We start from the raw sequence: 26,405 nt of genomic DNA, 5'->3' as shown, positions 1-26,405 counted from the left end.
CATCAGAAGGTTAATGACATGCGAGAGACAGTCAAAATTATGCGTTATCCCGTCACTCTTACACCTGCGCCGGAAGGCGGTTATGTGGTTTCTTTTGTAGATATCCCTGAAGCGTTAACGCAGGGAGAAACTGTTGCTGAAGCGATGGAAGCAGCAAAAGATGCCTTACTCACCGCATTTGATTTTTATTTTGAAGATAACGAGCTAATTCCGTTACCTTCGCCATTAAATAACAACGATCACTTTATTGAAGTGCCTTTAAGTGTCGCTTCTAAGGTATTGCTGTTAAATGCTTTTTTACAGTCAGATATCACCCAGCAAGAGCTGGCGAGGCGGATTGGTAAACCCAGGCAGGAGATCACTCGCTTGTTTGATTTGCATCATGCGACAAAAATCGACGCCGTCCAGCTTGCGGCTAAAGCCCTGGGCAAAGAGTTATCGCTGGTAATGGTTTAATTACAGTTAACGTAAAGTTGTCATTTTTAACAACTGATATAGACTGCCGGATCACCTGCACATAATAACGATCCAATTAATGAAAAAATACCAGCAGCTCGCAGAACTATTACGTGAGCAAATTGCGTCAGGCATCTGGCAACCCGGCGACCGCCTGCCTTCTCTACGTGAACAGGTTGCGCTTTCTGGCATGAGCTTTATGACTGTCGGTCATGCTTATCAGTTGCTCGAAAGTCAGGGGTATATTATTGCGCGGCCGCAATCAGGTTATTACGTTGCGCCGCGCACGGTGAAATCACCGCAGGCACCTGCTATTCCGGTAACGCGTGATGAAACGGTCGATATTAACACCTATATTTTTGACATGTTGCAGGCCAGTCGCGATCCGTCGGTAGTACCGTTTGCTTCAGCCTTTCCCGATCCGCACCTGTTTCCGCTACAGCAACTGAACCGCTCACTGGCGCAGGTGAGTAAAATCGCCACGGCGATGAGCGTGATTGAAAACTTGCCGCCAGGGAATGCAGAACTGCGTCAGGCTATTGCTCGTCGCTATGCCTTACAAGGCATCACTATTTCTCCTGATGAAATTGTCATTACCGCCGGGGCGTTAGAGGCATTAAACCTCAGTTTGCAAGCGGTAACCGAACCGGGCGATTGGGTGATTGTCGAGAATCCTTGTTTCTACGGTGCGTTGCAGGCGCTGGAGCGGCTACGGTTTAAAGCGTTATCGGTGGCGACGGACGTTAAAGAAGGGATAGATCTTCAGGCGCTGGAACTGGCGTTACAGGAGTATCCGGTCAAAGCCTGCTGGCTGATGACTAATAGCCAGAATCCACTCGGATTTACCTTAACGCCACAGAAAAAAGCGCGGCTGGTAGAGTTGCTCAATCAGTACAACGTGATGTTAATTGAAGATGACGTTTACAGTGAGCTTTACTTTGGTCGGGAAAAACCGCTGCCTGCGAAAGCGTGGGATCGCCACGATGGCGTTTTGCATTGCTCTTCGTTTTCGAAATGTCTGGTGCCTGGTTTTCGTATTGGTTGGGTCGCCGCCGGAAAACATGCACGTAAAATTCAACGCTTGCAGTTGATGAGTACGCTTTCCACCAGCTCACCGATGCAGCTTGCGCTGGTGGATTACCTTTCTACTCGCCGTTACGATGCCCATCTTCGTCGTCTACGTCGCCAGCTTGCGGAACGTAAACAACGTGCCTGGCAGGCGCTGCTGCGTTATCTGCCTGCGGAAGTCAAAATTCATCACAATGACAGCGGTTATTTTCTCTGGCTGGAGCTTCCCGAACCGTTAGATGCGGGTGAATTAAGCGTTCAGGCATTGGCGCATCACATCAGTATTGCGCCGGGTAAAATGTTTTCTACTGGCGAAAGTTGGTCACGTTTTTTCCGTTTTAATACTGCATGGCAGTGGGGCGAGCGCGAAGAACAAGCGGTTAAACAATTAGGTCACCTTATTAAAGAATACCTGAAATAGATCCTCATTTAATTTCTCTCAGGTTGGGTAATATGAATTTCGAATAGAAGCTATATTTCCTAACCCCTTGTCTATACTCCAGAAGATAGCTTCTCAAACGCCATAATGCGCGTTAGCTCACATCCTGATTAAATTTTCTCGGGGGCGAGGGTGCGCCTGCAAGCCGCCGACTATGGTTAAACAAGGAGATATTTTTACGGCACGGCGGCTGAACAATTAATTACAACAGGAGTAAGACTTTATGAGCAAGACATTTGCCCGCAGCAGCCTGTGTGCGCTTACCATGACATTAATGACCGCCCACGCCGCCGAACAGCCTACCAATTTAGATAAACCGGAAGGACGACTGGATATTATCGCCTGGCCGGGATACATCGAACGCGGACAAACCGATAAACAATACGACTGGGTGACGCAATTTGAAAAAGAAACAGGTTGCGCGGTCAATGTGAAAACTGCGGCGACTTCCGATGAAATGGTCAGCCTGATGACCAAAGGAGGTTACGATCTGGTCACGGCGTCCGGCGATGCCTCGCTGCGTTTGATTATGGGTAAACGCGTGCAGCCGATTAATACTGCATTGATTCCCAACTGGAAAACGCTCGATCCGCGCGTGGTTAAAGGCGACTGGTTTAACGTGGGCGGCAAAGTCTATGGCACGCCATATCAATGGGGTCCGAACCTGTTGATGTACAACACCAAAACCTTCCCGACACCACCAGATAGCTGGCAAGTGGTTTTTGTTGAGCAGAATCTACCGGACGGTCAGAGTAATAAAGGCCGCGTACAGGCTTATGACGGCCCTATCTACATTGCGGATGCTGCGCTGTTCGTCAAAGCGACTCAGCCGCAGTTGGGTATCTCCGATCCATACCAACTCACCGAACAACAATATCAGGCGGTACTGAAAGTGCTGCGCGATCAACATGGCTTGATCCATCGCTACTGGCATGACACCAGCGTGCAAATGAGCGATTTCAAGAACGAGGGCGTGGTGGCCTCCAGCGCCTGGCCGTATCAGGCCAACGCATTGAAAGGCGAAGGCCAACCGATCGCCACCGTCTTCCCGAAAGAGGGCGTTACCGGCTGGGCAGACACCACCATGCTACATAGCGAAGCGAAACATCCGGTTTGCGCCTACAAATGGATGAACTGGTCATTAACGCCGAAGGTGCAGGGCGATGTAGCGGCCTGGTTTGGTTCGCTGCCGGTAGTACCGGAAGGCTGCAAAGCCAGTCCGTTGCTGGGCGATAAAGGTTGTGAAACCAACGGCTTTAACTATTTCGATAAAATTGCCTTCTGGAAAACGCCTATAGCCGAAGGGGGCAAGTTTGTTCCCTACAGTCGCTGGACGCAGGATTTCATTGCCATTATGGGCGGTCGCTAACTTCGCTGGGGTGTTATATGACGTACGCAGTGGAGTTTGACAACGTCTCGCGGTTGTACGGCGACGTGCGCGCGGTAGATGGCGTCAGTATTGCGATAAAAGATGGTGAGTTCTTCTCTATGCTGGGACCATCCGGCTCCGGCAAAACCACCTGCCTGCGCCTGATTGCTGGCTTCGAACAGCTTTCCGGCGGGGCGATTGCTATCTTCGGCAAACCAGCCAGTAATCTACCGCCGTGGGAGCGGGACGTGAATACCGTCTTCCAGGACTACGCGCTGTTTCCCCATATGTCGATTCTCGAGAATGTGGCCTACGGGCTAATGGTTAAAGGCGTGGATAAAAAGCAGCGGTACGCAATGGCGCAAGAGGCGCTGGAGAAAGTGGCGTTGGGGTTTGTACAGCAACGTAAACCGTCACAGCTTTCTGGTGGTCAGCGCCAGCGAGTCGCCATCGCCAGAGCACTGGTGAACGAACCGCGCGTGTTGTTGCTGGATGAACCGCTCGGCGCGCTGGATCTCAAATTGCGCGAACAAATGCAGCTTGAGCTGAAAAAACTGCAACAGTCTCTCGGTATCACTTTTATCTTCGTTACCCACGATCAGGGCGAAGCGTTATCGATGTCCGATCGTGTGGCGGTTTTCAATAATGGACGCATTGAGCAAGTCGATTCTCCGCGCGATCTCTATATGCGCCCGCGCACGCCGTTTGTTGCGGGATTCGTCGGGACATCCAACGTTTTTGATCCGCTAATGGCCGAGAATCTTTGCGGCATGATGGGCTGTTTTGCCCTAAGGCCGGAACATATTCGCCTGAATACACCAGGTGAAGTGCAGGCCAATGGCACGATTCAGGCGGTGCAATATCAGGGGGCAACCACACGTTTTGAACTGAAACTTAACAGCGGTGAAAAACTGCTGGTTAGCCAGGCAAATGTAACGGGCGAAGACTTACCCAACACGCTCACGGCTGGTCAACAGGTGATGGTTTCCTGGGCGCGTGATGTGATGGTGCCGCTGGTTGAGGAGAGGTGAATGGCGATGAACGTATTGCAATCACCTTCACGTCCAGGTCTGGGTAAGGTGTCCGGTTTCTTCTGGCGGAATCCGGGGCTGGGGCTGTTTTTGCTGCTGCTTGGCCCGCTAATGTGGTTTGGTATCGTCTATTTCGGCTCGCTGCTGACGTTGTTATGGCAGGGCTTTTATACCTTTGACGATTTCACCATGTCGGTAACGCCGGAACTGACGCTGGCGAATATTCGTGCGCTGTTTAATCCGGCGAATTACGACATCATTCTTCGCACACTGACAATGGCTGTGGCAGTCACTATCGCCAGTGCCATTCTGGCCTTTCCGATGGCGTGGTATATGGCGCGCTATACCAGCGGCAAAATGAAAGCGTTCTTTTACATTGCGGTGATGTTGCCCATGTGGGCAAGCTACATTGTTAAAGCCTATGCCTGGACCTTATTGCTGGCTAAAGACGGTGTGGCGCAGTGGTTTTTACAACATCTGGGGCTGGAGCCACTACTCACGGCATTTCTCACACTACCGGCAGTGGGTGGTAATACGCTGTCAACTTCCGGGCTAGGTCGCTTTCTGGTGTTTCTCTATATCTGGCTGCCGTTCATGATCCTGCCCGTGCAGGCGGCGCTTGAGCGTTTGCCGCCGTCATTGTTGCAGGCGTCGGCCGATCTTGGCGCGCGTCCACGGCAAACCTTTCGCTATGTGGTGCTGCCGCTGGCGATCCCGGGTATTGCCGCTGGCTCTATCTTTACCTTCTCACTCACACTGGGCGATTTTATCGTCCCGCAGCTGGTTGGCCCTCCAGGATATTTTATCGGCAATATGGTTTATTCCCAGCAGGGGGCGATTGGCAATATGCCGATGGCTGCGGCTTTTACTCTGGTGCCGATAGTCCTTATCGCACTCTATCTGGCGTTCGTGAAACGTCTGGGAGCGTTCGATGCACTCTGAACGCGCACCGTTTTTCCTCAAACTGGCGGCCTGGGGCGGCGTGGTTTTCCTACATTTTCCCATCCTGATTATCGCCGCTTATGCGTTTAACACTGAAGATGCGGCGTTTAGTTTTCCACCGCAAGGCCTGACGCTGCGCTGGTTTAGCGTGGCAGCACAGCGTAGTGATATTCTTGATGCCGTGACACTGTCACTTAAAGTGGCGGCGCTGGCGACATTAATTGCGCTGGTGTTAGGGACGCTGGCAGCTGCCGCGCTGTGGCGACGAGACTTTTTCGGCAAAAACGCCATTTCGCTGTTACTGCTGCTGCCCATTGCGCTGCCGGGCATTGTCACGGGTCTGGCGCTATTAACCGCGTTTAAAACCATCAATCTGGAGCCTGGCTTTTTCACCATCGTCGTCGGTCATGCGACTTTTTGCGTAGTGGTGGTGTTTAACAATGTCATCGCCCGTTTTCGCCGCACCTCGTGGAGTCTGGTTGAGGCGTCAATGGATCTTGGGGCCAATGGCTGGCAAACCTTTCGTTATGTGGTGTTGCCGAATCTTAGTTCGGCGCTACTGGCAGGAGGGATGCTGGCGTTTGCCTTGTCGTTCGATGAAATCATCGTTACGACCTTTACGGCAGGTCATGAACGAACGTTACCGTTGTGGTTGCTCAATCAGCTTGGGCGACCACGTGATGTACCGGTAACCAACGTGGTGGCACTGCTGGTTATGTTGGTAACAACCTTGCCGATCCTGGGGGCCTGGTGGCTAACCCGCGAAGGCGACAATGGTCAATAACCACTGATACAGGAATATGCTATGCAACATAAGTTACTGATTAACGGAGAACTGGTTAGCGGCGAAGGGGAAAAACAGCCTGTCTATAATCCGGCAACGGAGGACGTTTTACTGGAGATTGCCGAGGCATCGGCAGAACAGGTGGATGCTGCTGTTCGCGCGGCAGATGCAGCATTTGCCGAATGGGGGCAAACCACGCCGAAGGTGCGCGCAGAATGCCTGCTTAAACTGGCTGATGTTATCGAAGAAAATGGTCAGGTTTTTGCCGAACTGGAGTCCCGTAACTGTGGCAAACCGCTGCATAGTGCGTTCAATGATGAAATCCCGGCGATTGTCGATGTCTTTCGCTTTTTCGCCGGTGCGGCGCGCTGTCTGAATGGTCTGGCGGCAGGAGAATATCTCGAGGGACATACTTCGATGATCCGCCGCGATCCGCTGGGCGTTGTGGCTTCTATTGCCCCCTGGAATTACCCATTGATGATGGCTGCATGGAAACTGGCTCCGGCACTGGCGGCGGGGAACTGCGTGGTACTGAAGCCATCAGAAATCACGCCGCTGACCGCACTAAAACTGGCAGAGCTGGCGAAAGATATCTTCCCGCCGGGCGTGATCAACGTACTGTTTGGCCGGGGCCAGACCGTGGGCAATCCGCTGACCGGGCATCAAAAAGTGCGCATGGTTTCGCTGACGGGGTCTATCGCCACCGGTGAGCACATCATCAGCCATACCGCGCCATCCATTAAGCGCACCCACATGGAGTTAGGCGGCAAAGCGCCGGTCATTGTTTTTGATGATGCTGATATTGAAGCTGTGGTTGAAGGTGTCCGCACGTTTGGTTATTACAACGCAGGGCAGGATTGCACCGCAGCTTGTCGAATCTACGCGCAAAAAGGCATTTACGATGCGCTGGTGGAAAAACTCGGCGCCGCTGTCGCAACCTTGAAATCGGGCGCGCCGGATGACGAATCAACAGAACTGGGGCCGTTGAGTTCCCAGGCTCATCTCGACCGCGTCAGCAAAGCAGTGGAAGAGGCGAAAGCGACGGGACACATTAAAGTGATCACCGGCGGGGAGAAACGAAAAGGTAACGGTTATTACTATGCGCCGACGCTGCTGGCAGGCGCGTTGCAACAAGATGCTATCGTTCAAAGAGAGGTATTTGGTCCAGTGGTGAGCGTGACTGTCTTCGATAATGAAGAACAGGTAGTGAACTGGGCAAATGACAGCCAGTATGGTTTAGCCTCTTCAGTGTGGACGAAAGATGTAGGTCGGGCGCATCGCGTTAGTGCACGTCTGCAATATGGCTGCACGTGGGTCAATACCCATTTCATGCTGGTAAGTGAAATGCCGCACGGTGGTCAGAAACTTTCAGGTTACGGCAAGGATATGTCACTTTATGGGCTGGAGGATTACACCGTTGTCCGCCACGTAATGGTTAAACATTAAGGATAATATTGTAGCCAGGGAGAGTGTGAGAAGATCTAACGCACTGTCAGAGAGTTGATATCTCTCTGACAGTGTGTACTGCGTGCAATATCGCTACATCAAATAAACCAACCAAATCTCATAGAGATAAGAGCAAACAATCCAACAGCAGCAAAGAGATTTATAAGCACAACAGTTCTACTGGAAACATTCATATTTTGCCACCTTTTGTCATAGCCCCTATGTGTATAGTACGGGTTAAGTAAATCCGCAATAATACTCATTCTGAAGATGGACAAGGGCAGCTCCCGGGTTATGGAAATATCTCAAATGGGTTGTAAAACTTGATGTACATCAAAAAATAACGCATATTTGCGCGCGTTTTATTCCTCTGGCTGGACGCCCGTACATGTCTCTTTATCAATACCTGCTTGTTTTTTATGCTGTTATGGCAGCTATCGCGTTTGTTATTACCTGGTTTCTTTCCCACGAGAAGAAGCACATTCGTTTTCTGAGCGCCTTCCTGGTGGCGGTGACCTGGCCGATGAGTTTTCCAGTGGCGCTGCTGTTTTCGCTGTTTTAAATCTTGAGCACTAGCTTGACGGCACAACGCAGACTTATATCATTTGGGAGAATCGATAATTTTCACAAGTGGCTAAGGAGAAAGTATGTCGCATCTGGAAGAGGTCATCGCACGCGTGGATGCAGCGATTGATGAGAGCGTCATTGCCCATATGAACGAATTATTAATCGCCCTGAGCGATGACGCAGAGTTAAGTCGGGAAGAACGTTACACTCAGCAGCAACGTCTGCGTACAGCAATCGCTCATCACGGGCGTAAGCATAAAGAAGATATGGAAGCTCGCCACGAACAGTTAACCAAAGGCGGCACTATCGTGTGATTAAAACGAGCGTCTGGCCACCAACCAGGCGCCAACCACAAGTAAAATTGCGCCACAAATTGGGCCGATCAGCGCCCGTAATGGCACGCCATGGCTACGCAAAATATCCAGCACCAGCCCTCCAATCAACTGACTGGCGACCAGTACTGCAATGGTCGTTGCCGCGCCAACGTTTTGATATCCGCTGATACTGGCAAAGACAAAAAATGATCCCAGCAAGCCAGGTATCACTGTCCACCAGCGCACGCTGGAAACCAGTTCGCCAAACCCTGCCATCCCTTGTTTAAACCATAAAATGGAGACGAATAGCACAATCCCCACCAGGGAGTTCAGCAGCATGGCGATGAGAATGGTTGAGGACGTCTGGGTGATGCGCACCATCAGCGTGTTTTGCACCACCAGGCCAATTCCGGCGGCAATCAAAAAGGCAAGGGTGAGCGACTGATTCATCCAATCGCGTCCGGTTCAGTGCGCTCGTCGAGTTGCAACTGCATAAATGTCAGATCCAGCCAACGACCAAATTTAGTACCTACCTGCGGCATTTGTGCGGTGACGACAAATCCCAGAGACTGGTGGAGATGCAGCGAGGCCAGATTTTGCGATTCGATCCCGGCGACCATGACATGCTTCCCGCAATCCCGCGCTTCATCGATCAATCGGCTTAACAATTTACGCCCAAGACCTTTGCCCTGATGATCTGGATGGACATAAACCGAATGTTCCACGGTATGGCGAAAACCATCGAAACTACGCCAGTCGCCAAACGAGGCATAACCAGTCACTACGCCGTTTTCCTCGCTCACCAGCACTGGATAACCTGCTAAAGTCCGCGCTTCAAACCAGGCAATGCGGTTATCTGCATCCACTGTTTGGTCATTCCAGATAGCCGCCGTATACAACACGGCGTGGTTATAAATTTCCGCAATAGCAGCACAATCGGCTTTGCAGGCAAAACGGATGGACATGTCTGGCCTCGATTAAATATTGATGATGATGTTATCAATACTATCGAAAACAGCCCGAAGCAACGGATTCCTTGATGAAATTATCACGTGTCGCAGAGGGGATGTGACGGCTGCAAACAAAACCAATCCCGTGAGCCTGCTACTATTGATGGATTCATGCCAAAAGCACAGGAGAGCATTATGGGGCAACAAAAGCAGCGTAACCGCCGTTGGGTTCTGGCCTCGCGTCCGCATGGCGCGCCGGTTCCGGAGAATTTCCGTCTTGAAGAAGATGATGTCGCCACACCGGGTGAAGGACAGGTGTTACTGCGTACAGTTTATCTGTCACTGGACCCGTATATGCGTGGACGTATGAGCAATGAGCCATCTTATTCTCCGCCCGTTGATATTGGCGGGGTGATGGTCGGCGGTACGGTGAGCCGTGTTGTGGAGTCGAATCATCCTGATTATCAGCCTGGCGACTGGGTGCTGGGCTACAGTGGATGGCAGGACTATGACATATCCAGTGGCGATGATTTGGTGAAACTTGGCGATCATCCGCAAAATCCATCGTGGTCGCTGGGTGTGCTGGGGATGCCAGGCTTTACCGCTTATATGGGCCTGCTGGATATCGGTCAGCCCAAAGAGGGCGAAACGTTGGTGGTAGCTGCGGCGACAGGACCAGTGGGTGCGACGGTGGGGCAAATCGGAAAACTTAAAGGTTGTAGGGTAGTTGGGGTGGCCGGTGGCGCGGAAAAATGCCGCCATGCTACCGAGGTGCTGGGCTTCGATGTTTGCCTTGACCACCACGCGGATGATTTTGCCGGGCAGCTGGCGAAAGCGTGTCCGAAAGGGATTGATATCTATTATGAAAACGTTGGCGGGAAGGTGTTTGATGCAGTGCTACCTTTACTTAATACATCCGCGCGTATTCCCGTCTGCGGCTTAGTGAGCGGCTATAACGCCACAGAACTACCGTCCGGTCCGGATCGTTTACCCCTGTTGATGGCAACAGTGCTGAAAAAACGCATTCGCTTGCAAGGGTTTATTATTAGTCAGGATTATGGACACCGCATCCATGAGTTTCAGCAAGAGATGGGGCAGTGGGTAAAAGAGGGAAAAATTCACTATCGTGAACAAGTTACCAACGGTTTGGAGAACGCCCCACAGACGTTTATTGGCCTGCTGAACGGCAAAAACTTCGGTAAAGTTGTTATTCGCGTCGCGGGTGATGACTAAAGATACGACGGCGGCGTAAAGCCGCCACAAAAATCCAGGCAAAAATCTTATTTCCAGCTTTAATTAACTAACCACATCACTGTTCGACGGCTAATAACAATAAAGATGAGTGGATAATGATTATTCAGCTTCATACACCAGGTAAACGACTTCTGCTATACCGGCAGAGTTGGAACGAATACACGTGAAGGAAATAACATGCCTGGAACGGAAAAAATACCGCATATCAGTTTGACTATGCAGGTTGAGAACGACCTAAAACATCAGCTTAGTATTGGCGCACTGAAACCTGGCGCACGCTTGATCACTAAAAATCTGGCGGAGCAATTAGGCATGAGTATTACACCTGTACGTGAAGCACTATTACGACTGGTTTCGGTTAATGCGCTCTCTGTCGCACCTGCACAAGCATTTACAGTACCGGAAGTGAGGCAAAGTCAATTAGACGAAATCAATCGGATCCGCTACGAACTGGAATTAATGGCAGTTGCCCAGGCTGTTGAAAACATTTCCTCGCAAGACATAGCGGAACTACAGGAATTGCTCGAGAAATTACAGCAGGCGCAAGAAAATGGCGATATGGAACAACTCATTAATGCAAACAGACTATTCCGCTTAGCGATTTACCATCGCTCAAATATGCCCATCCTGTGTGAAATTATTGAACAATTATGGGTCAGGATGGGACCTGGTTTACATTATCTTTATGAAGCGATTAATCCAGCGGAATTACGTGAGCGTATAGAAAGCTATCATGTACTATTCGCCGCGTTAAAAGCAAAAGACAAAGAGGGATGCAGACATTGTCTTGCTGAAATTATGCAAAAAAACGTTGCTATGTTGTGCCAGCAATACAGCCGTTAAATAAAAACGCCCGGCAAATACCGGGCATCAATGTGGTTATTCAAACCGCCAGGCGAAATTTACTCCAATACCATAATTACGCCCGGGAGCTGGTTCGTAATATCGACCATTTGATTCATTAACAATCACCGATCCGACATATTCTTTATCGAATAAATTATCGACACGACCAAATAAATCCACAGTTAAACTGTGGTAATTGTATTTATACCCGGTGAATAAGCCGACGAGAGTATAAGACGGCGCTTTGGCCGTATTTTCATCATCTGCCATAATATCGCCCATATAACGCGCTTCCGTGCCTGCATACCAGCCTTCTTCCGGTACGTAACCTAAAGACGCAAAGCCCATATTACGGGCGATCCCTGGCATCCGGTTACCGTTACAGTCCTGATCATTACAAACATTGCTGCGATATGTGGCATCAAGCCAGGTCCAGGACGCTTTTACGCGGAAATCTCTGGCGAAACGTTGATCCCACGCCAGTTCAGCGCCTTGACGACGGGTCTTTCCGGCATTTTTATACGTGGTGCGTCCACCGCTACTGCTATCGACAACAATTTCATCATCGGTGTCGGTCTGGAACAATGCGAGACTAAGCAATCCATCACCAATACGCGTTTTACTGCCGATCTCAATCGTATCGTTGGTGGAAGGTTTTAAACCAAAGTTCATACCGCTTTGCCCATCAGCGCGATAAGACAACTCATTAATCGTCGGTGTTTCAAAACCGCGCCCGGCTGCCAGATAGATATTCCAGGCATCGGTCATCGCATATTTTAGCGATCCGGCTGGTAGCCATTTGTGATAACTGGCATCACCGCTGTCATCGCCGTTACCCGGAGTAACGTAATGGTCGTTGGAATCAAACCACACGGAGCTGTAGCGCACGCCAGCATCCAGCGACAGTTTTTCGCTCAGCTGCCACTGCGTCTGTAAATAGGGATCGACGTTCCACATCAGATTGCGTTCGTCGCGGCGCAACTCACCTTTTTGCCCGTATTCCGGCACGCCGCTATTCAGTCGGAAGTTATTGTAGCCTTTGCGGTTTTCGCTCATGTTTTCGTAGTTCAGGCCGGTAGTGAACGTGACCGGAACGCCCAGCTCGCCACGGTGTGTCCAGCGGCTGTCTATCCCCTGGTAATGGCGTTGCAGAGTAATCACGCCGCCCGCATGTGACGGGTTAAGTTGCGGTGCCATCGGGATTGACTGGTACTGGGTCGTTTCTCGCTCCCCGGCATACATCATCACACTCATATCATCTTGCGCGCTCAGGCTACGTTCATAGCGCAACCCAGCCTGAGTTTGCTTGATGGTTTTTCGCGTGTCGTACTGTTCAGCGCGTGGCGCTTGTTGCGGATTCGCTTTCCATTCTGCTTCGGTTAATCCACCAGGATCATCTGCTTTGATATCCACGCTGTTGAAAATCAGGCTTAATTTGCTGGCGTCATCAATGCGTACGCCCAGTTTGGCATTGGCTAAATTTTTCTGCGCACCACTATGGTCACGATAGCCGTGAGTCGTAAAGCGTGTGGTTGAGACGGTGTAATCGACATCGCTTGGCTGTGTGCCGTCGCCCGTTGCGCCCGTTGCTTTCAGCCCATAGCGCCAGCTGCCAAAACTGCCATAGTAACTACTGGCTTCAATGGTTGGCGGTTGCTGTCCGGTTTGAGTAGTGACATTCATCACCCCGCCAGACGCGTTGCCATACAGGGCAGAGAAGGGGCCACGCAGCACTTCCACATTTTGCACACTGCTTAAATCGATATTGGATGTTTGTCCTTGTCCGTCGGGCATGGTGGCGGGAATACCGTCCACATACAGACGAATACCGCGAATTCCGTAAGTGGAACGGGAGCCAAATCCGCGAATCGACAGCTGTAAATCTTGCGCATAGTTCTGCCGGTTTTGTACCTGCAAACCAGGCACGCTGGTCAGTGATTCAGACAGATTGATGCGCGGTGTTGCCAGGCGCATCTCCTCGCCATCCACTGCGCTCACGGCTGCTGGCGTATCCAGCTCGGAAATCACTTGTGGCGCGGCACTGACAATCATGGTTTGTTCATTGGTTGCAAAAGCGGAAGGGGAAAAGGCAATCAGTGCGGGCAAAACAGTCTGTCGGACGGAGAAAATCTTCATGAAAAAAGCCAGGTTAAGAATGGGAATACGCCGTCATGGTAATAAAATTGTAAATTTATGGAAAACAAAACGGCACAATACGTTAAGTAATTGAGAAAATTGTAGTCGTAACGGCAAGAAATACTCCACATTTGAGAAAATAATGATTACCATTCCCATTTATAACAAGAGTGTAACGATGATTACGCTCAGCGAAGCATTGTGAAGCAGCAAAAATATCGGTTCATCAAAGGGAGTCGTCATGCATTTACGTCATCTGTTTTCATCGCGCCTGCGTGGTTCATTACTGTTAGGTTCATTGCTCGTTGCTTCATCATTCAGTACGCAGGCCGCAGAAGAAATGCTGCGTAAAGCGGTAGGTAAAGGTGCCTACGAAATGGCTTATAGCCAGCAGGAGAACGCGCTGTGGCTCGCCACTTCGCAAAGCCGCAAACTGGATAAAGGCGGCGTGGTTTATCGTCTTGATCCGGTCACTCTGGAAGTGACTCTGGCGATTCATAACGATCTCAAGCCATTTGGCGCCACCATTAACAACGCTACTCAAACGTTGTGGTTTGGTAACACCGTAAACAGCGCGGTCACGGCGATAGATGCCAAAACGGGCGAAGTGAAAGGGCGTCTGGTGCTGGATGATCGTAAGCGCACGGAAGAAGTGCGCCCGCTGCAACCGCGTGAGCTGGTAGCTGACGATGCCACAAACACGGTTTACATCAGTGGTATTGGCAAAGAGAGCGTGATTTGGGTCGTTGATGGCGAGAATATCAAACTGAAAACCGCCATCCAGAACACCGGTAAAATGAGCACTGGTTTAGCGCTGGATAGTAAAGGCAAACGTCTTTACACCACTAACGCTGACGGCGAATTGATTACCATCGACACTGCCGACAATAAAATCCTCAGCCGTAAAAAGCTGCTGGATGACGGCAAAGAGCACTTCTTTATCAACATCAGCCTCGATACCGCCAGGCAGCGTGCATTTATCACCGACTCTAAAGCGGCAGAAGTGTTAGTGGTCGATACCCGTAATGGCAATATTCTGGCGAAGGTTGCGGCACCGGAATCACTGGCTGTGCTGTTTAACCCAGCGCGTAATGAAGCCTACGTGACGCATCGCCAGGCGGGTAAAGTTAGTGTGATTGATGCGAAAAGCTATAAGGTGGTGAAAACGTTCGATACGCCGACTCATCCGAATAGCCTGGCGCTGTCTGCGGATGGCAAAACGCTGTATGTCAGTGTTAAACAAAAATCCACTAAACAGCAGGAAGCTACCCAGCCGGACGATGTGATTCGTATTGCGCTGTAATCGACACAGGGGAGTTTGTCTTTCGTTGGCCGGATGCGGTGCTAGCGCCGCATCCGGCAAGCGGAGCACAACGCCTGATGCAACGCTGTCGCGTCTTATCAGGCCTGAAATATGCATGATTATTTGATTTATATTGAGTTTGTTGGCCGGATTAGGCATTTACGCCGCATCCGGCTTTAAACCGGGCAATTTTGCAATTAACTCGCCGTTTCAGGTTTAAACACAATTTCCTGTTTTTCTTCATCTTCCTCGATGACTGGCGCAGTGCTGTGAATTTCGGCAACGCGTTTGCGCACACCAAACCAACCCACAACCAGCAAAATACCGATAATCGGCAGCGCCGCGATGGTATAAGTCCCGTTCGGGTAATCGAACGCCATCAGCACCAGGACACTCAGTAAAAACAGTAATGTCAGCCAGGAAGTGAAGGGCGCGCCAGGCAGTTTAAAACTGACATCCGCTGCTTTGCCTTCTTTAATCGCTTTACGCAGGCGCATCTGGCACACGATGATAAACGCCCACGAGGCGATAATTCCCAGCGACGCGAAGTTCAGGACAATCTCAAATACGCGAGACGGCACCAGATAGTTGAGGAATACGCCAACAACATAAACGACCAGCGTCGCCAGAATCCCGGCATACGGCACATGCTGACGGCTCATTTTCGCCATAAAACTCGGTGCGGAACCGCCCATCGCCATCGAGCGCAGAATACGCCCGGTGCAGTACAGACCAGAGTTCAGGCTGGAGAGGGCAGCGGTCAGCACCACAATGTTCATAATGCTGCCGATATATGGCACACCCAGTTTAGAGAAAAACGTCACGAACGGACTTTGCCCCGCCTGATACGCGCTCCACGGCAATAACATAACCAGCAACACCACGGAGCCGACGTAAAACAGGCCAATACGCCAAATCACACTGTTAATCGCTTTAGGCACCATGGTCTGCGGATCTTTACATTCTCCGGCCGCTGTACCCACCATTTCAATGGAGGCAAAAGCAAACACTACGCCCTGAATCAACACCAAAGCAGGCAGCAGACCGTGGGGGAAGAAACCACCGTTATCGGTAATCAAATGAAAGCCAGTGGTGTTGCCATCCAGCGGCTGACCGCTACCGAGGAACACTGTACCCACGACCAAAAAGGTCACAATGGCGAGCACTTTAATAAGCGCAAACCAGAACTCCATCTCCGCAAACCATTTCACACCGATCATGTTCATGGTGCCAACGATGGTCAGCGCAGCGAGCGCAAAGACCCACTGCGGCACGCCACCAAATGCGCCCCAGTAATGCATATACAGTGCGACGGCGGTGATATCGACAATCCCCGTCATCGCCCAGTTAATGAAGTACATCCAACCGGCAACATAAGCGGCTTTCTCACCCAAAAACTCACGGGCATAGGAGACAAAGCTGCCACTGGAAGGGCGATGTAATACCAACTCACCCAGCGCGCGCAGAATAAAAAACGAAAACAGGCCGCAGATTAAATAGACCAGTGCCAGCGCTGGCCCTGCCATTTGCAGTCGGGCTCCCGCGCCTAAAAACAAACCAGTACCAATCGCGCCGCCAATGGCGATCATCTGCACCTGACGATTGCCCATCGCTTTGTGATACCCCTCTTCGTGGGCATTAAGCCAGCGGCGTTTCGCGGCGTGTTGATCTGAAGTGTCGGTGTCGTGTTTACTCATTGCTCTCCCTGATTGCTTTAATGAAAACGTCATATAAGTTGCCATGAACAATGTTTATTCATCCTGGCGATGACAAGATTCACCATTATTCTTTATGGGTATAACTGTCGGCGCAGAATCCTACCCGTTATCGTGTAACGATGCAAAATAATCCCGCTATAAATGTGTGGGGATAATGGCGGCTAGCGACAAAGTCGCAACCTGATGAAATTATGACGGAAAAACCACTTTTGGTTCGATGATACTCGACGGTCGCCGACTTTTTCACCACTCGTTCGTCGCTCTGAGCGCCAGTGGTTTCAGTGGACACTGGGGGGGTCTTCGCTGATTATCATTGAATAGTGAGGGACTAACGCATGACGGGCTTTAGGGGTAATACGCCAAATACCAATACAATTGCTGACTAGATGTACCAGTTACCGACGTTACAGAAAGTGTCAAAAAATGTAAGAGTGATATTGGGTAATAAATGCGCTATTGCCCAACAGAAACTTCTTGAATTAATCCTGTTCCAGGGACATTACAACCCTTAAAACATTACTTCAATATAATTAATGTGTATATCATTCTCGATATTAATTTATGAAGTGAATTTGATATATTCCGAATTCTTAATTTACATTACTAATGTATGGGGCATAACGTTAAGATGGCTATGTGCAGATTAAGATATCAGGGTGGGGCGGTAGCGTTTACAGATATTAATTAATTGATGAAAATTATGTTATCCGTGTAATCATTTACATTAACTATTGATATTGAAGATGGATAAATAAAGATGCTGAGAACTAATGTTAAGGAATCGTAATGGAAATCGTTGAGAACTTGCTTTGATTTCATTGTCTATGAAGATGATGCCATCAATACTGCACAAAGTAGAAATATTGAACATCAAAGAGAACCCTATTTAATAAATAATAAAATAGCGTTTGTTTTTTTATCTGAAAAATATTATCTCCAGGAGAAAGGATATGTCATTAAGGAGAATGACATCTGGTGAATTAACATTAGCCAGATCGATTTTTGAGAATACAATTGATTATAACAAGGTATGGATCCACAATGAAAAATATTTGCCCGGTCAAGGGGAAAGAACAGCGATGACCCCAAACGGGGAAATGTATTATCCTGATGCTGTTTATAGTTCAGATTTTTCATCGCAAGCAATGCCTGGTGGTCGTGAAACAGTAGCCGGTGCTTCTCACTTGTTTATTCATGAAATGATGCATGTTTGGCAATATCAGAAAGGGTATTCAGTTAAGTTGCGTGGTTTATTTTCCTGGGCAGCAAATTATCATTACGATCTTAATTTACAGTCAATTGCTTCTTATTCCATGGAACAACAAGCGTCTATAGTTGCTGATTATTGGCTGTTGATTAACTATGGACTGGTAGCTGATTTGGCAAATGTTAAGTATGTAGGTGATACAACTGAATCAGTGAATACTCTATCGGAAAAATACAAAAATGTGCTTGGTTTATTTCCTGCGGGCGTCATATGAAGAGATTTTTTTTGTTGCTCTTTTTGTCGGGATGTACTGTTGGTGATTATGTTCGCCCATTGTTGCCTGGTAATATATATTTACAAGACGGACGGGTTTGTTCAAAACCAGACGATGGGAATATGATTTCAAATTACATTTTATATGAAGGTAAATATGGCAATGCAATAAAACTGAAAAGAGTGACTGGTCAGTTCGATCCCGTATGTATTGACATAAGTGAGCTATCTTCAGATGTTATTTATATCGGAAAATACATGCTCTCTTCCGGAAGTAAAAAAGAATACTATGGTTTTAGCATAATTAGATCAGGAGAACGTATTTTAAGACTTGATGATAATCATATCAAATGACAAATTAAATAATTCCATTGGTTTTATTAATGTGTTTCAGATGAATGTTTTCACCAGGTTAACATGACGGTGCATTCTTCATGGTATATATGGTTGATAGTTTCTTAGTAGCACTCATAAGTATTGATGTATTTTATGCCAGGCGAATATATTGCATATTTTCTTTTCTGTAAGATTTCTTATTAGCAGTGAACCATTTCTAGTTAAAAGGATTAATTATGAGTTTTACAGCTACAGATTATCCATCCGGCGCACTAGTTGGATCGGGTACACATAACGTGACTTTGAGCGGCAGCGCAGTTCCTGATGGAATGTTACTGTTTGCAAGCTTGGGGGGTACAGAAACAGTAGGGGAACTATTTACTTATTCTATTAAATTAAAAACGCCTGACACCCTGAACCTGGGCTATGTTTCCCCCGCAGCCAACCTGCAGCTCAAACCGATGGTGGGCAAAGATCTGTGCGTCCATATCGAATTGGATGGCGGAGGAAAACGTTATATCAGCGGGCTGGTGACGGCAGCACGCGTGGCTGGTCACCAAGGACGTTCGGTGGTGTATGAACTGCGGATCGAACCGTGGTTAAAAATACTGACCCACACTAGTGACTACAAAGCGTTTCAGAATAAAAACGTGGTGGACATTCTGGATGAGGTACTGGATGAGTACCCCTGGCCAGTCGAAAAACGACTGGTGGAAAATTATCCGACTCGCGCCTGGCAGGTGCAGTACGGTGAAACAGATTTCGATTTTATTCAGCGCCTGATGCAGGAGTGGGGTATCTACTGGTGGTTTGAGCACAGCGAGAACAGTCACACGTTAGTGCTGGCTGATGCCATTAATGTCCACAAGGCATGCGCAGATTCGCCGCTGGTGTGTTATTACCAGAAAGGGCTGAAACTGGACAAGGAGTTTATCCATACCATCACAGCAAATGAAAGCCTGCGCAGCGGACAGTGGGTGCTGAATGATTTCGACTTTATGAAGCCGCGTTCACTGCTGAAGAGCACCGTGGCTAATCCGCGTGAAACCGGCTTTGCTGAATATGAGCACTATGAATGGCCGGGAGACTTCTTCACAAAGAGTGAAGGTGAAATGCTGACACGCATCCGCATGGAAGAACAGCGGAGCCCCGGTAGTCGGGTACAGGGCAGCGGCAATATTCGTACCCTGATGACAGGTTTTACCTTCACCCTGGAAAACTATCCGACAGCCGAAGTGAACCGGGAATATCTGCTGGCACAGACCACGCTATTTATACAGGACAATGCGCAACACAGCGGCCAGGAGCAGCACTTCTCTTACTCAACCAGCTTTGAGTTGCATCCCACCAATGAAGTTTACCGTCCGCAGCGAACCCTGAGCAAACCCCACACCAAAGGCCCGCAGAGCGCCATCGTGACCGGCCCCGCGGGGCAGGAAATCTGGACGGATAAATATGGCCGGGTGAAAGTTCAGTTTGGCTGGGATCGTTACGGTAAGAATGACGAAAACAGTTCCTGCTGGATTCGTGTCAGTTATCCGTGGGCGGGTAAAGGATTCGGTGGCATTCAGATCCCGCGCATTGGTCAGGAAGTTCTGGTGGATTTCAAAAATGGTGATCCGGATTTACCCATTATCGTAGGGCGGACATACAACCAGGACACCATGCCACCGTGGGGACTACCGGGCGCAGCGACGCAAAGCGGGTTTTACAGCCACACCATCGGCGGCGGCCCAACCAATGCTAACGCCCTGCGTTTTGAGGATAAAACTGGCGGAGAAGAAATCTGGTTGCATGCCGAGAAAGATCAACGCATTGAAGTAAATAATAATGAAAGCCATTGGGTGGGCAATAATCGCCTTAAAGTCATTGATAAAACAGAAACTGCGATTATTGGTGAGAAACGTTCTCTAACAGTCCAGACAGATGATATCTCTCTCGCCGGAGGGGATAAAACAATTCAGACAGTGCAGAATTTACGCCTTGCTGCGGGAGATTCCATTATTCTTAGCTGCGGAGAAACTATCCTGCAAATGACCAGTGGCGGGATATTTAATATAACCTGTAAGAATTTTAATATTACAGCAACAGAGAACGGAAAGATAAATACACAATCAGGGCAGCTTGATTTAAATATGAATGATAGAGCGGCAGATATACCTCCGCCTGGAACATTAGAGAAAACAGCCCTTCAGTTGGCGATAGACGCCACATTCATGACTAAAAAATAAATAAAAACCCATCAATAAACAATTCATTAATTAAAAAGGACTCATAACATTATGACGGAGTATTATCTCAATGAAACTGTTGTAACTTTTCCTGGAAATATTATTCAGGACAGTACCATTAATATGCTGCGGCTCAGCAATCCAGACGCCGCACTAATTATCAGCCGGGGCCAGATGCAGGAAGGAGACGAATTAGCATCTCAGGTTGAACAGCAAATGAAAAAGCTGGAAAAGCAGGTAAAAGAACTGCGCTACACGCCCGTGCAGGTGACCCGCGTGGGGGTTAATGACGCAGAGGAAGGGCTGGAGATACAGAGCCAGTTTCTCCGGGGTAACGAGCATGTGTACCAGTGTCAGGTGGCATTTGTATTGCCGGGTGAGCGGGTCATGATGGCCTTCACCTACGCCAGAACCACACCGCTGACCCCGGCTGATATGACGCGCTGGGCTGAAATTAAAAAGAATCTGCGCTTCAGGATACGGCAGGAAGCCAGGACGAATTAATCACACAGGGAACGGGACATGGAAGATGCATTCTGGGCGGCAAGACAGGGTGATGTCCTGCTGCATACGTCGTTTATGGCAGATGTGTTCGGCGCAGTTGTAGAGGTTGCAGCCACAGCCCTGGTGGATGTTCTGGTTGTCGGAACCATGGCGGCGCTGGGCGGGGTTCAGGTGGCAAGTATGGGCTGCGCAACCATTTTAGTGATCGGTTTGGCAACTGCTGTATTTATGTCGTATCAGGGCTGGAATGACCGAATCAGTAAGGAAAGTGAGCAACTGGCGAACTGGCTTTTCCCTCCTCAGATTGAAGGTTACATCCTCACCGGTTCTGGCGACACATGGATCAACAGCAAACCTGCCGCGCGGGCAGCGGCTACTGCTGCATCGCGGCAGGAGATTGAGGCGCAGGAAGCGCAGGCGAAGGCGGAACAGGAAGAAGCGCAGCGTCAGGAGGACGCCAGAACGTTCCGGGATGTGGCCGGGGAATATCTGGAAATGGCGGGGGCAATAACCCTGGCGGTTAACCCGGTGACAGGGCCTTTCCTGATGGCCCGGGCGCTGTACGACCAGCTCAGTACGGAAGAAGGGCGTTCTGAGATGGTGGATGGCGTGACACATTTTGTTTCGGAACTATGGCAGCCCACTGTGGCCAGCGCGGCCCCTGGCTCCACCCCGACCCCTGACGATAAAATCGACTGCCATAAACATCCCTCCTCACTGACTCAGTTACTCGCACAAAAAAAAGCCGCCTTTCTGGATGACCCTCCGGGAACGGCCCTTAACCTGTTGAATCCGGTCGGTATGCTGGAAACCGCCTTTCAGGGAGTGAATGCGGTTATTGGCAGCATCAGTAATCTGTTCAAAGGCGATGACGAGCCGCCCGCGGCGGAATATATCGCGGAAGGCGCGCGGGATGTGCGTATCAACAGCCAGCCGGCGGCACGCAGCGGGGCACGCTGCACCTGCGAGGCCAGGGTGGTGAATGAGCCGGGGGACGGGGCGTTTGTGTCGCCGGATGTGCGCATTGGCGGTCCGTTACTGGTGGTCAGGGATATCAGAAGCGGCAGGTCGCAGATAACCCTGGTGGCAACCGTGGCGCTGATGTTACTTCGCCCGGGCAAAATGCTTTCTAAAATCGCCTGTTTTGCTGCCAGTATCGGGATGAGCATGCTGACGCAGAAGGCCACCACAGCCCTTCCGCATCCGGTCAATGCCGCCACCGGGGCCAAATACCTGGCCGATGACGATGACTTCGACTTCAGCCTGCCGGGCCACTTTCCGCTGGACTGGCAGCGCGTGTACAGCAGTCGTGACGAACGCACGGAAGGGATGTTTGGTCAGGGCTGGAGTGTGATGTATGAAGTCAGCCTCGTGCGCACACCGGGTAACGCGGACGAAAACTGCATGACCTTTGTGTCGGGTATGGGGCGACGCCTGGATATGGAAGCCGTGCTGCCGGGGAGTGGCTTTTACAGCCCCGGCGAAGGACTGGCAGTACGGCGTGGTGAGCAGGGGCACTGGCTTATCAGCAGCGATGATGGACATTTTTTTCTGTTTGAAGCCGACCCGCATCACCCGCAGCGCCAGCGGCTGAAAATGCTGGGCGACCGTAACAGCAACTGTCTGAATCTGTACTACGACGACCGGGGACGCATCACTGAAATCAGCGGCGAACAGCAGCGTCCGTGCATCCGTCTGTATTACGAACTGGCGGCGCATCCCCGGCGGGTGACACAGATTTATCAGCATTTCCCTGAGGCTGCTCCTTTACTGCTGCGTCGTTACAGCTATGACGAGGCCGGCGACCTGAACGGCGTGTACGACAGCACGGGGCAGCTGCTGCGTGAGTTTGCTTACGACGAAAACCACTGCATGACGCTGCACCGCCAGCCCGGTGGTGAAGGATATTATTACCAGTGGGGCTGGTATGAAGGGCCGGATGATGCAGGCTGGCGCGTGACGGGCCACCATACCGACAGTGGTGCGCGATACCGTCTGGACTGGCGGATGGCTGAACGTGTGGTATGTGTGACAGACGGGATGGGCCGGACCCGCTTTCATCAGTGGGATGCACAGAATCAGGTGACGGCGTACCAGGACGAAGCCGGGCAGGTGATGACGTTCCGCTGGAGCGACGAAGAACGACTGTTGCTGGGGATGACCGACGCTCAGGGCGGCAAATGGCGCTATGTGTATGACCGCCTGGGGCATATCTCGGAGACGCACGACCCGCTGGGGCGGGTGGCACAGACACAGTGGCACCCGGTGTGGCACGAACCGGAAACGGAAGTGGATGCAGCGGGGAACAGCTGGCGGTGTGAGTACGATGAACGCGGCAATCTTCTTGCCGTGACCGACCCGCTGCAACAGAACACCCGGTATCAGTATGACCGCCACGGCCAGGTGGTACAGATAACCGATGCCCGTGGGGGGAATAAATACCTTCAGTGGAACGAAGACGGGCAGCTCATGCGACATACGGACTGTTCCGGCTCGCAGACGGCCTGGTTCTACGACGAACGCACGCGGCTGATACGGATGACTGACGCGCAGAGCCACAGCACGCGCTACGGATATGACGACAGCGGTCACCTGGTGGAGGTGATACTGGCGGACGGCCGCACGGTGAATTACCAGTCAGACGCGGCGGGCAGGCTGGTGAAGTACACCAGCCCGATGGGGAGGATAACGCGCTGGCAACGCGACGGGCAGGGCCGGGTGCGCAGCCGGACGGACGCGATGGGGCGCAGGACGGCGTTCGGGTACGACGCTTACGGGCGGCTGACCCGGCTGACAAACGAGAACGGAGAACGCTATCAGTTCCGACACGATGTGCTGGACCGTCTGGCGGAGCAGATAAACCCGGACGGTTGCCGCCAGGCGTACCGTTACAACGCGCTGAACGCGGTCACGGAAGTGGTGTTCACCGGGGACCGGGGCGGTGAAATCCGTCACCGGCTGGCGCGTGATGCGGTGGGTCGGCTCACGGCAAAGGAGACAGCCGATAGCCGTACGGAATACGTCTGTGATGCGGCAGACCAGTTACTGGAAATCCGCCGCCGGAGGTCGGATGCCGGGGAAACGGACGCACCGGAGATTATCCGTTTCAGTTACGACAGACTGGGGCGGATGCTGACTGAGGAGACGGCACAGGGCGTCTTAACCCATCAGTACGATGAACTCAGCAACCGGACTGCCACCACCTTTCCGGACGGCAGAACGCAGCGCCATCTGTACTACGGGAGCGGCCATCTCCAGCAGATAAATCTGGACCGGGAGGTCATCAGCGAGTTCACACGTGACGCCCTGCACCGGGAGGTGCTCAGAAGTCAGGGGCGACTGAGCACGCGGCAGCTTTATGACCCGACCGGGCGGCTGAAGCGCAGGGAGACATACAGCGGGATGCGCGGGGTGGTACCGGAGACGTTCACGGACCGGCAGTACAGCTACAGCGGCGAGGATGAACTGCTGAAGACGCGGCACAGCCGGCGGGGGGAAACGGATTACTTCTATGACCCCACGGGCCACATCACGGCGTGCCGCTCGGAGGATGAGGGGTATCTGGCGAGCTGGCAGTACGACGCGGCGGGAAACCTGCTGGGGAGGCGCGCGGGGGAAAGGGCCACGGCAGAAAACAGCGTGGTGCCGTTCAACCGGCTGATGTCTTACCATGGTGTGCACTACCGTTATGACGAACACGGCCGGACGGTGGAAAAGCAGGGCCGGAGCGGAACGCAGAATTACCGTTATGATGCGGAACACCGGATGGTGGAAGTGACGACAGTGCGGGGAACGTACCGGTATGTGTACGATGCGCTGGGGAGGCGGACGGAAAAACAGCACATCAGCCCTGACGGTAAAGCGTACAACCGGACAAAATTTTTATGGGACGGAATGCGACTGGCGCAGGAGAGCAGGCCGGAGGGAACAGGCAGCCTGTATATCTACAGTGACCAGGGGAGTTATGAACCGCTGGCGCGGGTGGATAAGGCGGGCAAAGAGGGACCGAACCGGATACTGTATTTTCACACGGATGTGAACGGCGCACCGGAAGAGATGACGGACAGTGACGGGAGAATCGTGTGGGGGACGGGGTATCAGGTCTGGGGTAACACGATACAGGAGAAGGACCACGGCAGGGTGGAACAGAACCTGCGTTACCAGGGACAGTACCTCGACAGGGAAACGGGGCTGCACTACAATCTGCACAGGTACTATGATCCGGATGTCGGGCGGTTCATAGTTACGGATCCGATAGGGCTGGCGGGGGGAATCAACCTCTACAGTTATGCGTCAAATCCGCTCTCATGGATTGATCCCCTTGGATTAAGAAAATGTTCCTCATCACGTAAGCCTGAAAAAACAAAATCAAAATCTACAGGCAGAACGAGGCCAAGAAACAAGAATGAAGAGTTTGCTTTAGATCATGTAATGAAACATCCTGAAAATGGCACGGTAATTATTAAAGCAGATCAAATTGGAGATCCTCACTTTAAAGGTAAGGGGTGGTCGAAAGTAGAACAAAAAATCAACGGTGTAACTGTTCATTATATGGCGAAGTTTGATAAGAATGGAAGAATGACTCATGTTACTGACTATAAGATAAAGGATTGATCATGAAATTTATCTATAAAGATAGTAAGCAAAAGAGTTATCACTGGAAGCAGTGCGAGAAGCTGAATGCTCCTTTTATAGAGATTAGTCAAATTAATCGGGAGTACATGAATATATTTTATGACATTACCAATTCTCAGATTGATTTGGAAAAATTATCCGCTGATATTAAATGTATATATTTAAGTTATACTCAATTTTTTATGTGCGATCATTTAATTATTGATGATTTATATGAACAATATTATTTTTTTAATTTGGCAGTAAAGATTGAGCATGCTGAATTTATAGCTGAGTCATTATATGATTATCTATTTAGTAAATTAAATACTTAACTGTAGTTGATAGTTCGAAAACACTAATACCTGCGTTTTCAGAGACAGTATCTTGAACGTGAAACGGGACTGCATTATAACCTGTTCAGGTACTACGATCCGGACTGCGGAAGGTTTACGCCGCCTGACCCGATAGGGCTGGCGGGGGGGATAAACCTCTATGCTTATGCGCCTAATCCATTGTCATGGGTCGATCCACTTGGTTTATTGAGATGTGGTCTGACTGGTAATGAAGTCAGGGAAAGATCACGTAACGCTGCTTTTTTGTACTAAATAATTCGC

The 26,405-nt window shown here is 50.5% G+C and carries 23 protein-coding genes; 18 read left to right on the top strand and 5 right to left on the bottom strand.

The genetic code is table 11. The annotated features are described in order from the left end of the window. Positions 1-39: 39 nt before the first annotated feature. The 7 genes from hicB to patD all read left to right on the top strand — a co-directional run bounded on the left by hicB (position 40) and on the right by patD (position 7,535). Complete coding sequence (gene hicB, locus D9741_RS09990) at positions 40-456, top strand: type II toxin-antitoxin system antitoxin HicB (RefSeq protein ID WP_130219336.1); 417 nt, start codon at positions 40-42, stop codon at positions 454-456. A gap of 79 nt (positions 457-535) precedes the next feature. Beyond that, complete coding sequence (locus tag D9741_RS09985; protein ID WP_130219300.1) at positions 536-1,945, top strand: PLP-dependent aminotransferase family protein; 1,410 nt, start codon at positions 536-538, stop codon at positions 1,943-1,945. A gap of 241 nt (positions 1,946-2,186) precedes the next feature. Then, positions 2,187-3,332, top strand: coding sequence for a putative ABC transporter substrate-binding protein YdcS (gene ydcS / locus D9741_RS09980; RefSeq protein ID WP_130219302.1), 1,146 nt, complete (start codon positions 2,187-2,189; stop codon positions 3,330-3,332). Positions 3,333-3,349: 17 nt separating this feature from the next. Continuing rightward, positions 3,350-4,363: an ABC transporter ATP-binding protein gene (locus D9741_RS09975; RefSeq protein WP_130219304.1), complete on the top strand. Its 1,014-nt coding sequence runs from the start codon at positions 3,350-3,352 to the stop codon at positions 4,361-4,363. Further along, positions 4,364-5,305 (top strand): ABC transporter permease, encoded by a 942-nt coding sequence (locus tag D9741_RS09970; RefSeq protein WP_001251315.1) that lies wholly within the window; start codon positions 4,364-4,366, stop codon positions 5,303-5,305. Next, positions 5,295-6,089 carry an ABC transporter permease gene (locus tag D9741_RS09965; RefSeq protein ID WP_000555458.1) on the top strand — a complete coding sequence of 265 codons (795 nt, stop codon included), beginning with the start codon at positions 5,295-5,297 and terminating at the stop codon, positions 6,087-6,089. Before D9741_RS09970 ends, D9741_RS09965 begins: the two co-directional genes overlap by 11 nt. A gap of 21 nt (positions 6,090-6,110) precedes the next feature. Beyond that, positions 6,111-7,535: an aminobutyraldehyde dehydrogenase gene (gene patD / locus D9741_RS09960; RefSeq protein WP_130219306.1), complete on the top strand. Its 1,425-nt coding sequence runs from the start codon at positions 6,111-6,113 to the stop codon at positions 7,533-7,535. 98 nt (positions 7,536-7,633) lie between these two features. Here the strand turns inward: patD and yncL are convergent, their stop codons facing one another. Beyond that, complete coding sequence (gene yncL, locus D9741_RS09955) at positions 7,634-7,729, bottom strand: stress response membrane protein YncL (RefSeq protein ID WP_074399477.1); 96 nt, start codon at positions 7,727-7,729, stop codon at positions 7,634-7,636. A 194-nt stretch (positions 7,730-7,923) separates the two neighbouring features. On the opposite strand from yncL, the gene D9741_RS09950 reads away from it, so the two are divergent. After that, the gene (locus D9741_RS09950; RefSeq protein ID WP_130219308.1) at positions 7,924-8,097 is read left to right on the top strand and encodes a GhoT/OrtT family toxin; all 174 of its coding nucleotides are present in this window, start codon (positions 7,924-7,926) and stop codon (positions 8,095-8,097) included. An 85-nt stretch (positions 8,098-8,182) separates the two neighbouring features. After that, positions 8,183-8,416 (top strand): DUF2526 family protein YdcY, encoded by a 234-nt coding sequence (gene ydcY, locus D9741_RS09945; protein WP_130219310.1) that lies wholly within the window; start codon positions 8,183-8,185, stop codon positions 8,414-8,416. On the opposite strand, the gene D9741_RS09940 is transcribed toward ydcY, so the two are convergent. Next, positions 8,417-8,866 carry a DMT family transporter gene (locus tag D9741_RS09940; protein ID WP_130219312.1) on the bottom strand — a complete coding sequence of 150 codons (450 nt, stop codon included), beginning with the start codon at positions 8,864-8,866 and terminating at the stop codon, positions 8,417-8,419. Continuing rightward, positions 8,863-9,381 (bottom strand): L-methionine sulfoximine/L-methionine sulfone acetyltransferase, encoded by a 519-nt coding sequence (mddA, locus tag D9741_RS09935; RefSeq protein ID WP_130210195.1) that lies wholly within the window; start codon positions 9,379-9,381, stop codon positions 8,863-8,865. Before mddA ends, D9741_RS09940 begins: the two co-directional genes overlap by 4 nt. Positions 9,382-9,561: 180 nt before the next feature. Between mddA and curA the strand changes: the two genes are divergently transcribed. Together curA and mcbR are read left to right on the top strand one after the other, a co-directional pair. Next, positions 9,562-10,599, top strand: a complete 1,038-nt coding sequence (gene curA / locus D9741_RS09930) for an NADPH-dependent curcumin/dihydrocurcumin reductase (RefSeq protein ID WP_130219314.1) — start codon at positions 9,562-9,564, stop codon at positions 10,597-10,599. Positions 10,600-10,797: 198 nt separating this feature from the next. Beyond that, positions 10,798-11,463, top strand: coding sequence for a colanic acid/biofilm transcriptional regulator McbR (mcbR, locus tag D9741_RS09925; protein ID WP_130219316.1), 666 nt, complete (start codon positions 10,798-10,800; stop codon positions 11,461-11,463). Between the two features lie 36 nt (positions 11,464-11,499). Here the strand turns inward: mcbR and pqqU are convergent, their stop codons facing one another. Further along, positions 11,500-13,602: a TonB-dependent receptor PqqU gene (gene pqqU, locus D9741_RS09920; protein ID WP_130219318.1), complete on the bottom strand. Its 2,103-nt coding sequence runs from the start codon at positions 13,600-13,602 to the stop codon at positions 11,500-11,502. Positions 13,603-13,843: 241 nt separating this feature from the next. On the opposite strand from pqqU, the gene D9741_RS09915 reads away from it, so the two are divergent. Beyond that, the gene (locus D9741_RS09915; protein ID WP_130219320.1) at positions 13,844-14,905 is read left to right on the top strand and encodes a YncE family protein; all 1,062 of its coding nucleotides are present in this window, start codon (positions 13,844-13,846) and stop codon (positions 14,903-14,905) included. Between the two features lie 197 nt (positions 14,906-15,102). Here the strand turns inward: D9741_RS09915 and ansP are convergent, their stop codons facing one another. Next, the gene (gene ansP / locus D9741_RS09910; RefSeq protein ID WP_130219322.1) at positions 15,103-16,602 is read right to left on the bottom strand and encodes an L-asparagine permease; all 1,500 of its coding nucleotides are present in this window, start codon (positions 16,600-16,602) and stop codon (positions 15,103-15,105) included. Positions 16,603-17,573: 971 nt separating this feature from the next. On the opposite strand from ansP, the gene D9741_RS09905 reads away from it, so the two are divergent. The 6 genes from D9741_RS09905 (at position 17,574) to D9741_RS09880 (ending at position 26,123) form a co-directional block, all read left to right on the top strand. Further along, positions 17,574-18,104: a type IV secretion protein Rhs gene (locus tag D9741_RS09905; protein WP_130219324.1), complete on the top strand. Its 531-nt coding sequence runs from the start codon at positions 17,574-17,576 to the stop codon at positions 18,102-18,104. Beyond that, the gene (locus D9741_RS09900) at positions 18,101-18,457 is read left to right on the top strand and encodes a hypothetical protein (protein WP_130219326.1); all 357 of its coding nucleotides are present in this window, start codon (positions 18,101-18,103) and stop codon (positions 18,455-18,457) included. The genes D9741_RS09905 and D9741_RS09900 overlap by 4 nt, the downstream gene beginning before the upstream one ends. Positions 18,458-18,675: 218 nt before the next feature. Beyond that, positions 18,676-20,670, top strand: coding sequence for a type VI secretion system tip protein TssI/VgrG (gene tssI, locus D9741_RS09895; RefSeq protein WP_130219328.1), 1,995 nt, complete (start codon positions 18,676-18,678; stop codon positions 20,668-20,670). Positions 20,671-20,721: 51 nt separating this feature from the next. After that, positions 20,722-21,174 (top strand): DcrB-related protein, encoded by a 453-nt coding sequence (locus D9741_RS09890; protein WP_130219330.1) that lies wholly within the window; start codon positions 20,722-20,724, stop codon positions 21,172-21,174. Between the two features lie 18 nt (positions 21,175-21,192). Further along, positions 21,193-25,788 (top strand): RHS repeat-associated core domain-containing protein, encoded by a 4,596-nt coding sequence (locus tag D9741_RS09885; protein ID WP_240725540.1) that lies wholly within the window; start codon positions 21,193-21,195, stop codon positions 25,786-25,788. Positions 25,789-25,790: 2 nt separating this feature from the next. Next, positions 25,791-26,123 (top strand): hypothetical protein, encoded by a 333-nt coding sequence (locus D9741_RS09880; RefSeq protein ID WP_130219332.1) that lies wholly within the window; start codon positions 25,791-25,793, stop codon positions 26,121-26,123. Positions 26,124-26,405: the final 282 nt, after the last annotated feature.

Source organism: Escherichia sp. E14V7 (genome assembly GCF_004212225.1).
Taxonomy (GTDB): domain Bacteria; phylum Pseudomonadota; class Gammaproteobacteria; order Enterobacterales; family Enterobacteriaceae; genus Escherichia.
This window is presented reverse-complemented; position numbering and strand designations above follow the sequence as displayed.

What these genes read in the sequence shown, in the direction of transcription:
- hicB (WP_130219336.1), top strand. Translation starts at nt 40, where the DNA reads ATGCGTTATCCCGTCACTCTTACACCTGCGCCGGAAGGCGGTTATGTG.
- D9741_RS09985 (WP_130219300.1), top strand. Translation starts at nt 536, where the DNA reads ATGAAAAAATACCAGCAGCTCGCAGAACTATTACGTGAGCAAATTGCG.
- ydcS (WP_130219302.1), top strand. Translation starts at nt 2,187, where the DNA reads ATGAGCAAGACATTTGCCCGCAGCAGCCTGTGTGCGCTTACCATGACA.
- D9741_RS09975 (WP_130219304.1), top strand. Translation starts at nt 3,350, where the DNA reads ATGACGTACGCAGTGGAGTTTGACAACGTCTCGCGGTTGTACGGCGAC.
- D9741_RS09970 (WP_001251315.1), top strand. Translation starts at nt 4,364, where the DNA reads ATGGCGATGAACGTATTGCAATCACCTTCACGTCCAGGTCTGGGTAAG.
- D9741_RS09965 (WP_000555458.1), top strand. Translation starts at nt 5,295, where the DNA reads ATGCACTCTGAACGCGCACCGTTTTTCCTCAAACTGGCGGCCTGGGGC.
- patD (WP_130219306.1), top strand. Translation starts at nt 6,111, where the DNA reads ATGCAACATAAGTTACTGATTAACGGAGAACTGGTTAGCGGCGAAGGG.
- yncL (WP_074399477.1), bottom strand. Translation starts at nt 7,729, where the DNA reads ATGAATGTTTCCAGTAGAACTGTTGTGCTTATAAATCTCTTTGCTGCT.
- D9741_RS09950 (WP_130219308.1), top strand. Translation starts at nt 7,924, where the DNA reads ATGTCTCTTTATCAATACCTGCTTGTTTTTTATGCTGTTATGGCAGCT.
- ydcY (WP_130219310.1), top strand. Translation starts at nt 8,183, where the DNA reads ATGTCGCATCTGGAAGAGGTCATCGCACGCGTGGATGCAGCGATTGAT.
- D9741_RS09940 (WP_130219312.1), bottom strand. Translation starts at nt 8,866, where the DNA reads ATGAATCAGTCGCTCACCCTTGCCTTTTTGATTGCCGCCGGAATTGGC.
- mddA (WP_130210195.1), bottom strand. Translation starts at nt 9,381, where the DNA reads ATGTCCATCCGTTTTGCCTGCAAAGCCGATTGTGCTGCTATTGCGGAA.
- curA (WP_130219314.1), top strand. Translation starts at nt 9,562, where the DNA reads ATGGGGCAACAAAAGCAGCGTAACCGCCGTTGGGTTCTGGCCTCGCGT.
- mcbR (WP_130219316.1), top strand. Translation starts at nt 10,798, where the DNA reads ATGCCTGGAACGGAAAAAATACCGCATATCAGTTTGACTATGCAGGTT.
- pqqU (WP_130219318.1), bottom strand. Translation starts at nt 13,602, where the DNA reads ATGAAGATTTTCTCCGTCCGACAGACTGTTTTGCCCGCACTGATTGCC.
- D9741_RS09915 (WP_130219320.1), top strand. Translation starts at nt 13,844, where the DNA reads ATGCATTTACGTCATCTGTTTTCATCGCGCCTGCGTGGTTCATTACTG.
- ansP (WP_130219322.1), bottom strand. Translation starts at nt 16,602, where the DNA reads ATGAGTAAACACGACACCGACACTTCAGATCAACACGCCGCGAAACGC.
- D9741_RS09905 (WP_130219324.1), top strand. Translation starts at nt 17,574, where the DNA reads ATGTCATTAAGGAGAATGACATCTGGTGAATTAACATTAGCCAGATCG.
- D9741_RS09900 (WP_130219326.1), top strand. Translation starts at nt 18,101, where the DNA reads ATGAAGAGATTTTTTTTGTTGCTCTTTTTGTCGGGATGTACTGTTGGT.
- tssI (WP_130219328.1), top strand. Translation starts at nt 18,676, where the DNA reads ATGAGTTTTACAGCTACAGATTATCCATCCGGCGCACTAGTTGGATCG.
- D9741_RS09890 (WP_130219330.1), top strand. Translation starts at nt 20,722, where the DNA reads ATGACGGAGTATTATCTCAATGAAACTGTTGTAACTTTTCCTGGAAAT.
- D9741_RS09885 (WP_240725540.1), top strand. Translation starts at nt 21,193, where the DNA reads ATGGAAGATGCATTCTGGGCGGCAAGACAGGGTGATGTCCTGCTGCAT.
- D9741_RS09880 (WP_130219332.1), top strand. Translation starts at nt 25,791, where the DNA reads ATGAAATTTATCTATAAAGATAGTAAGCAAAAGAGTTATCACTGGAAG.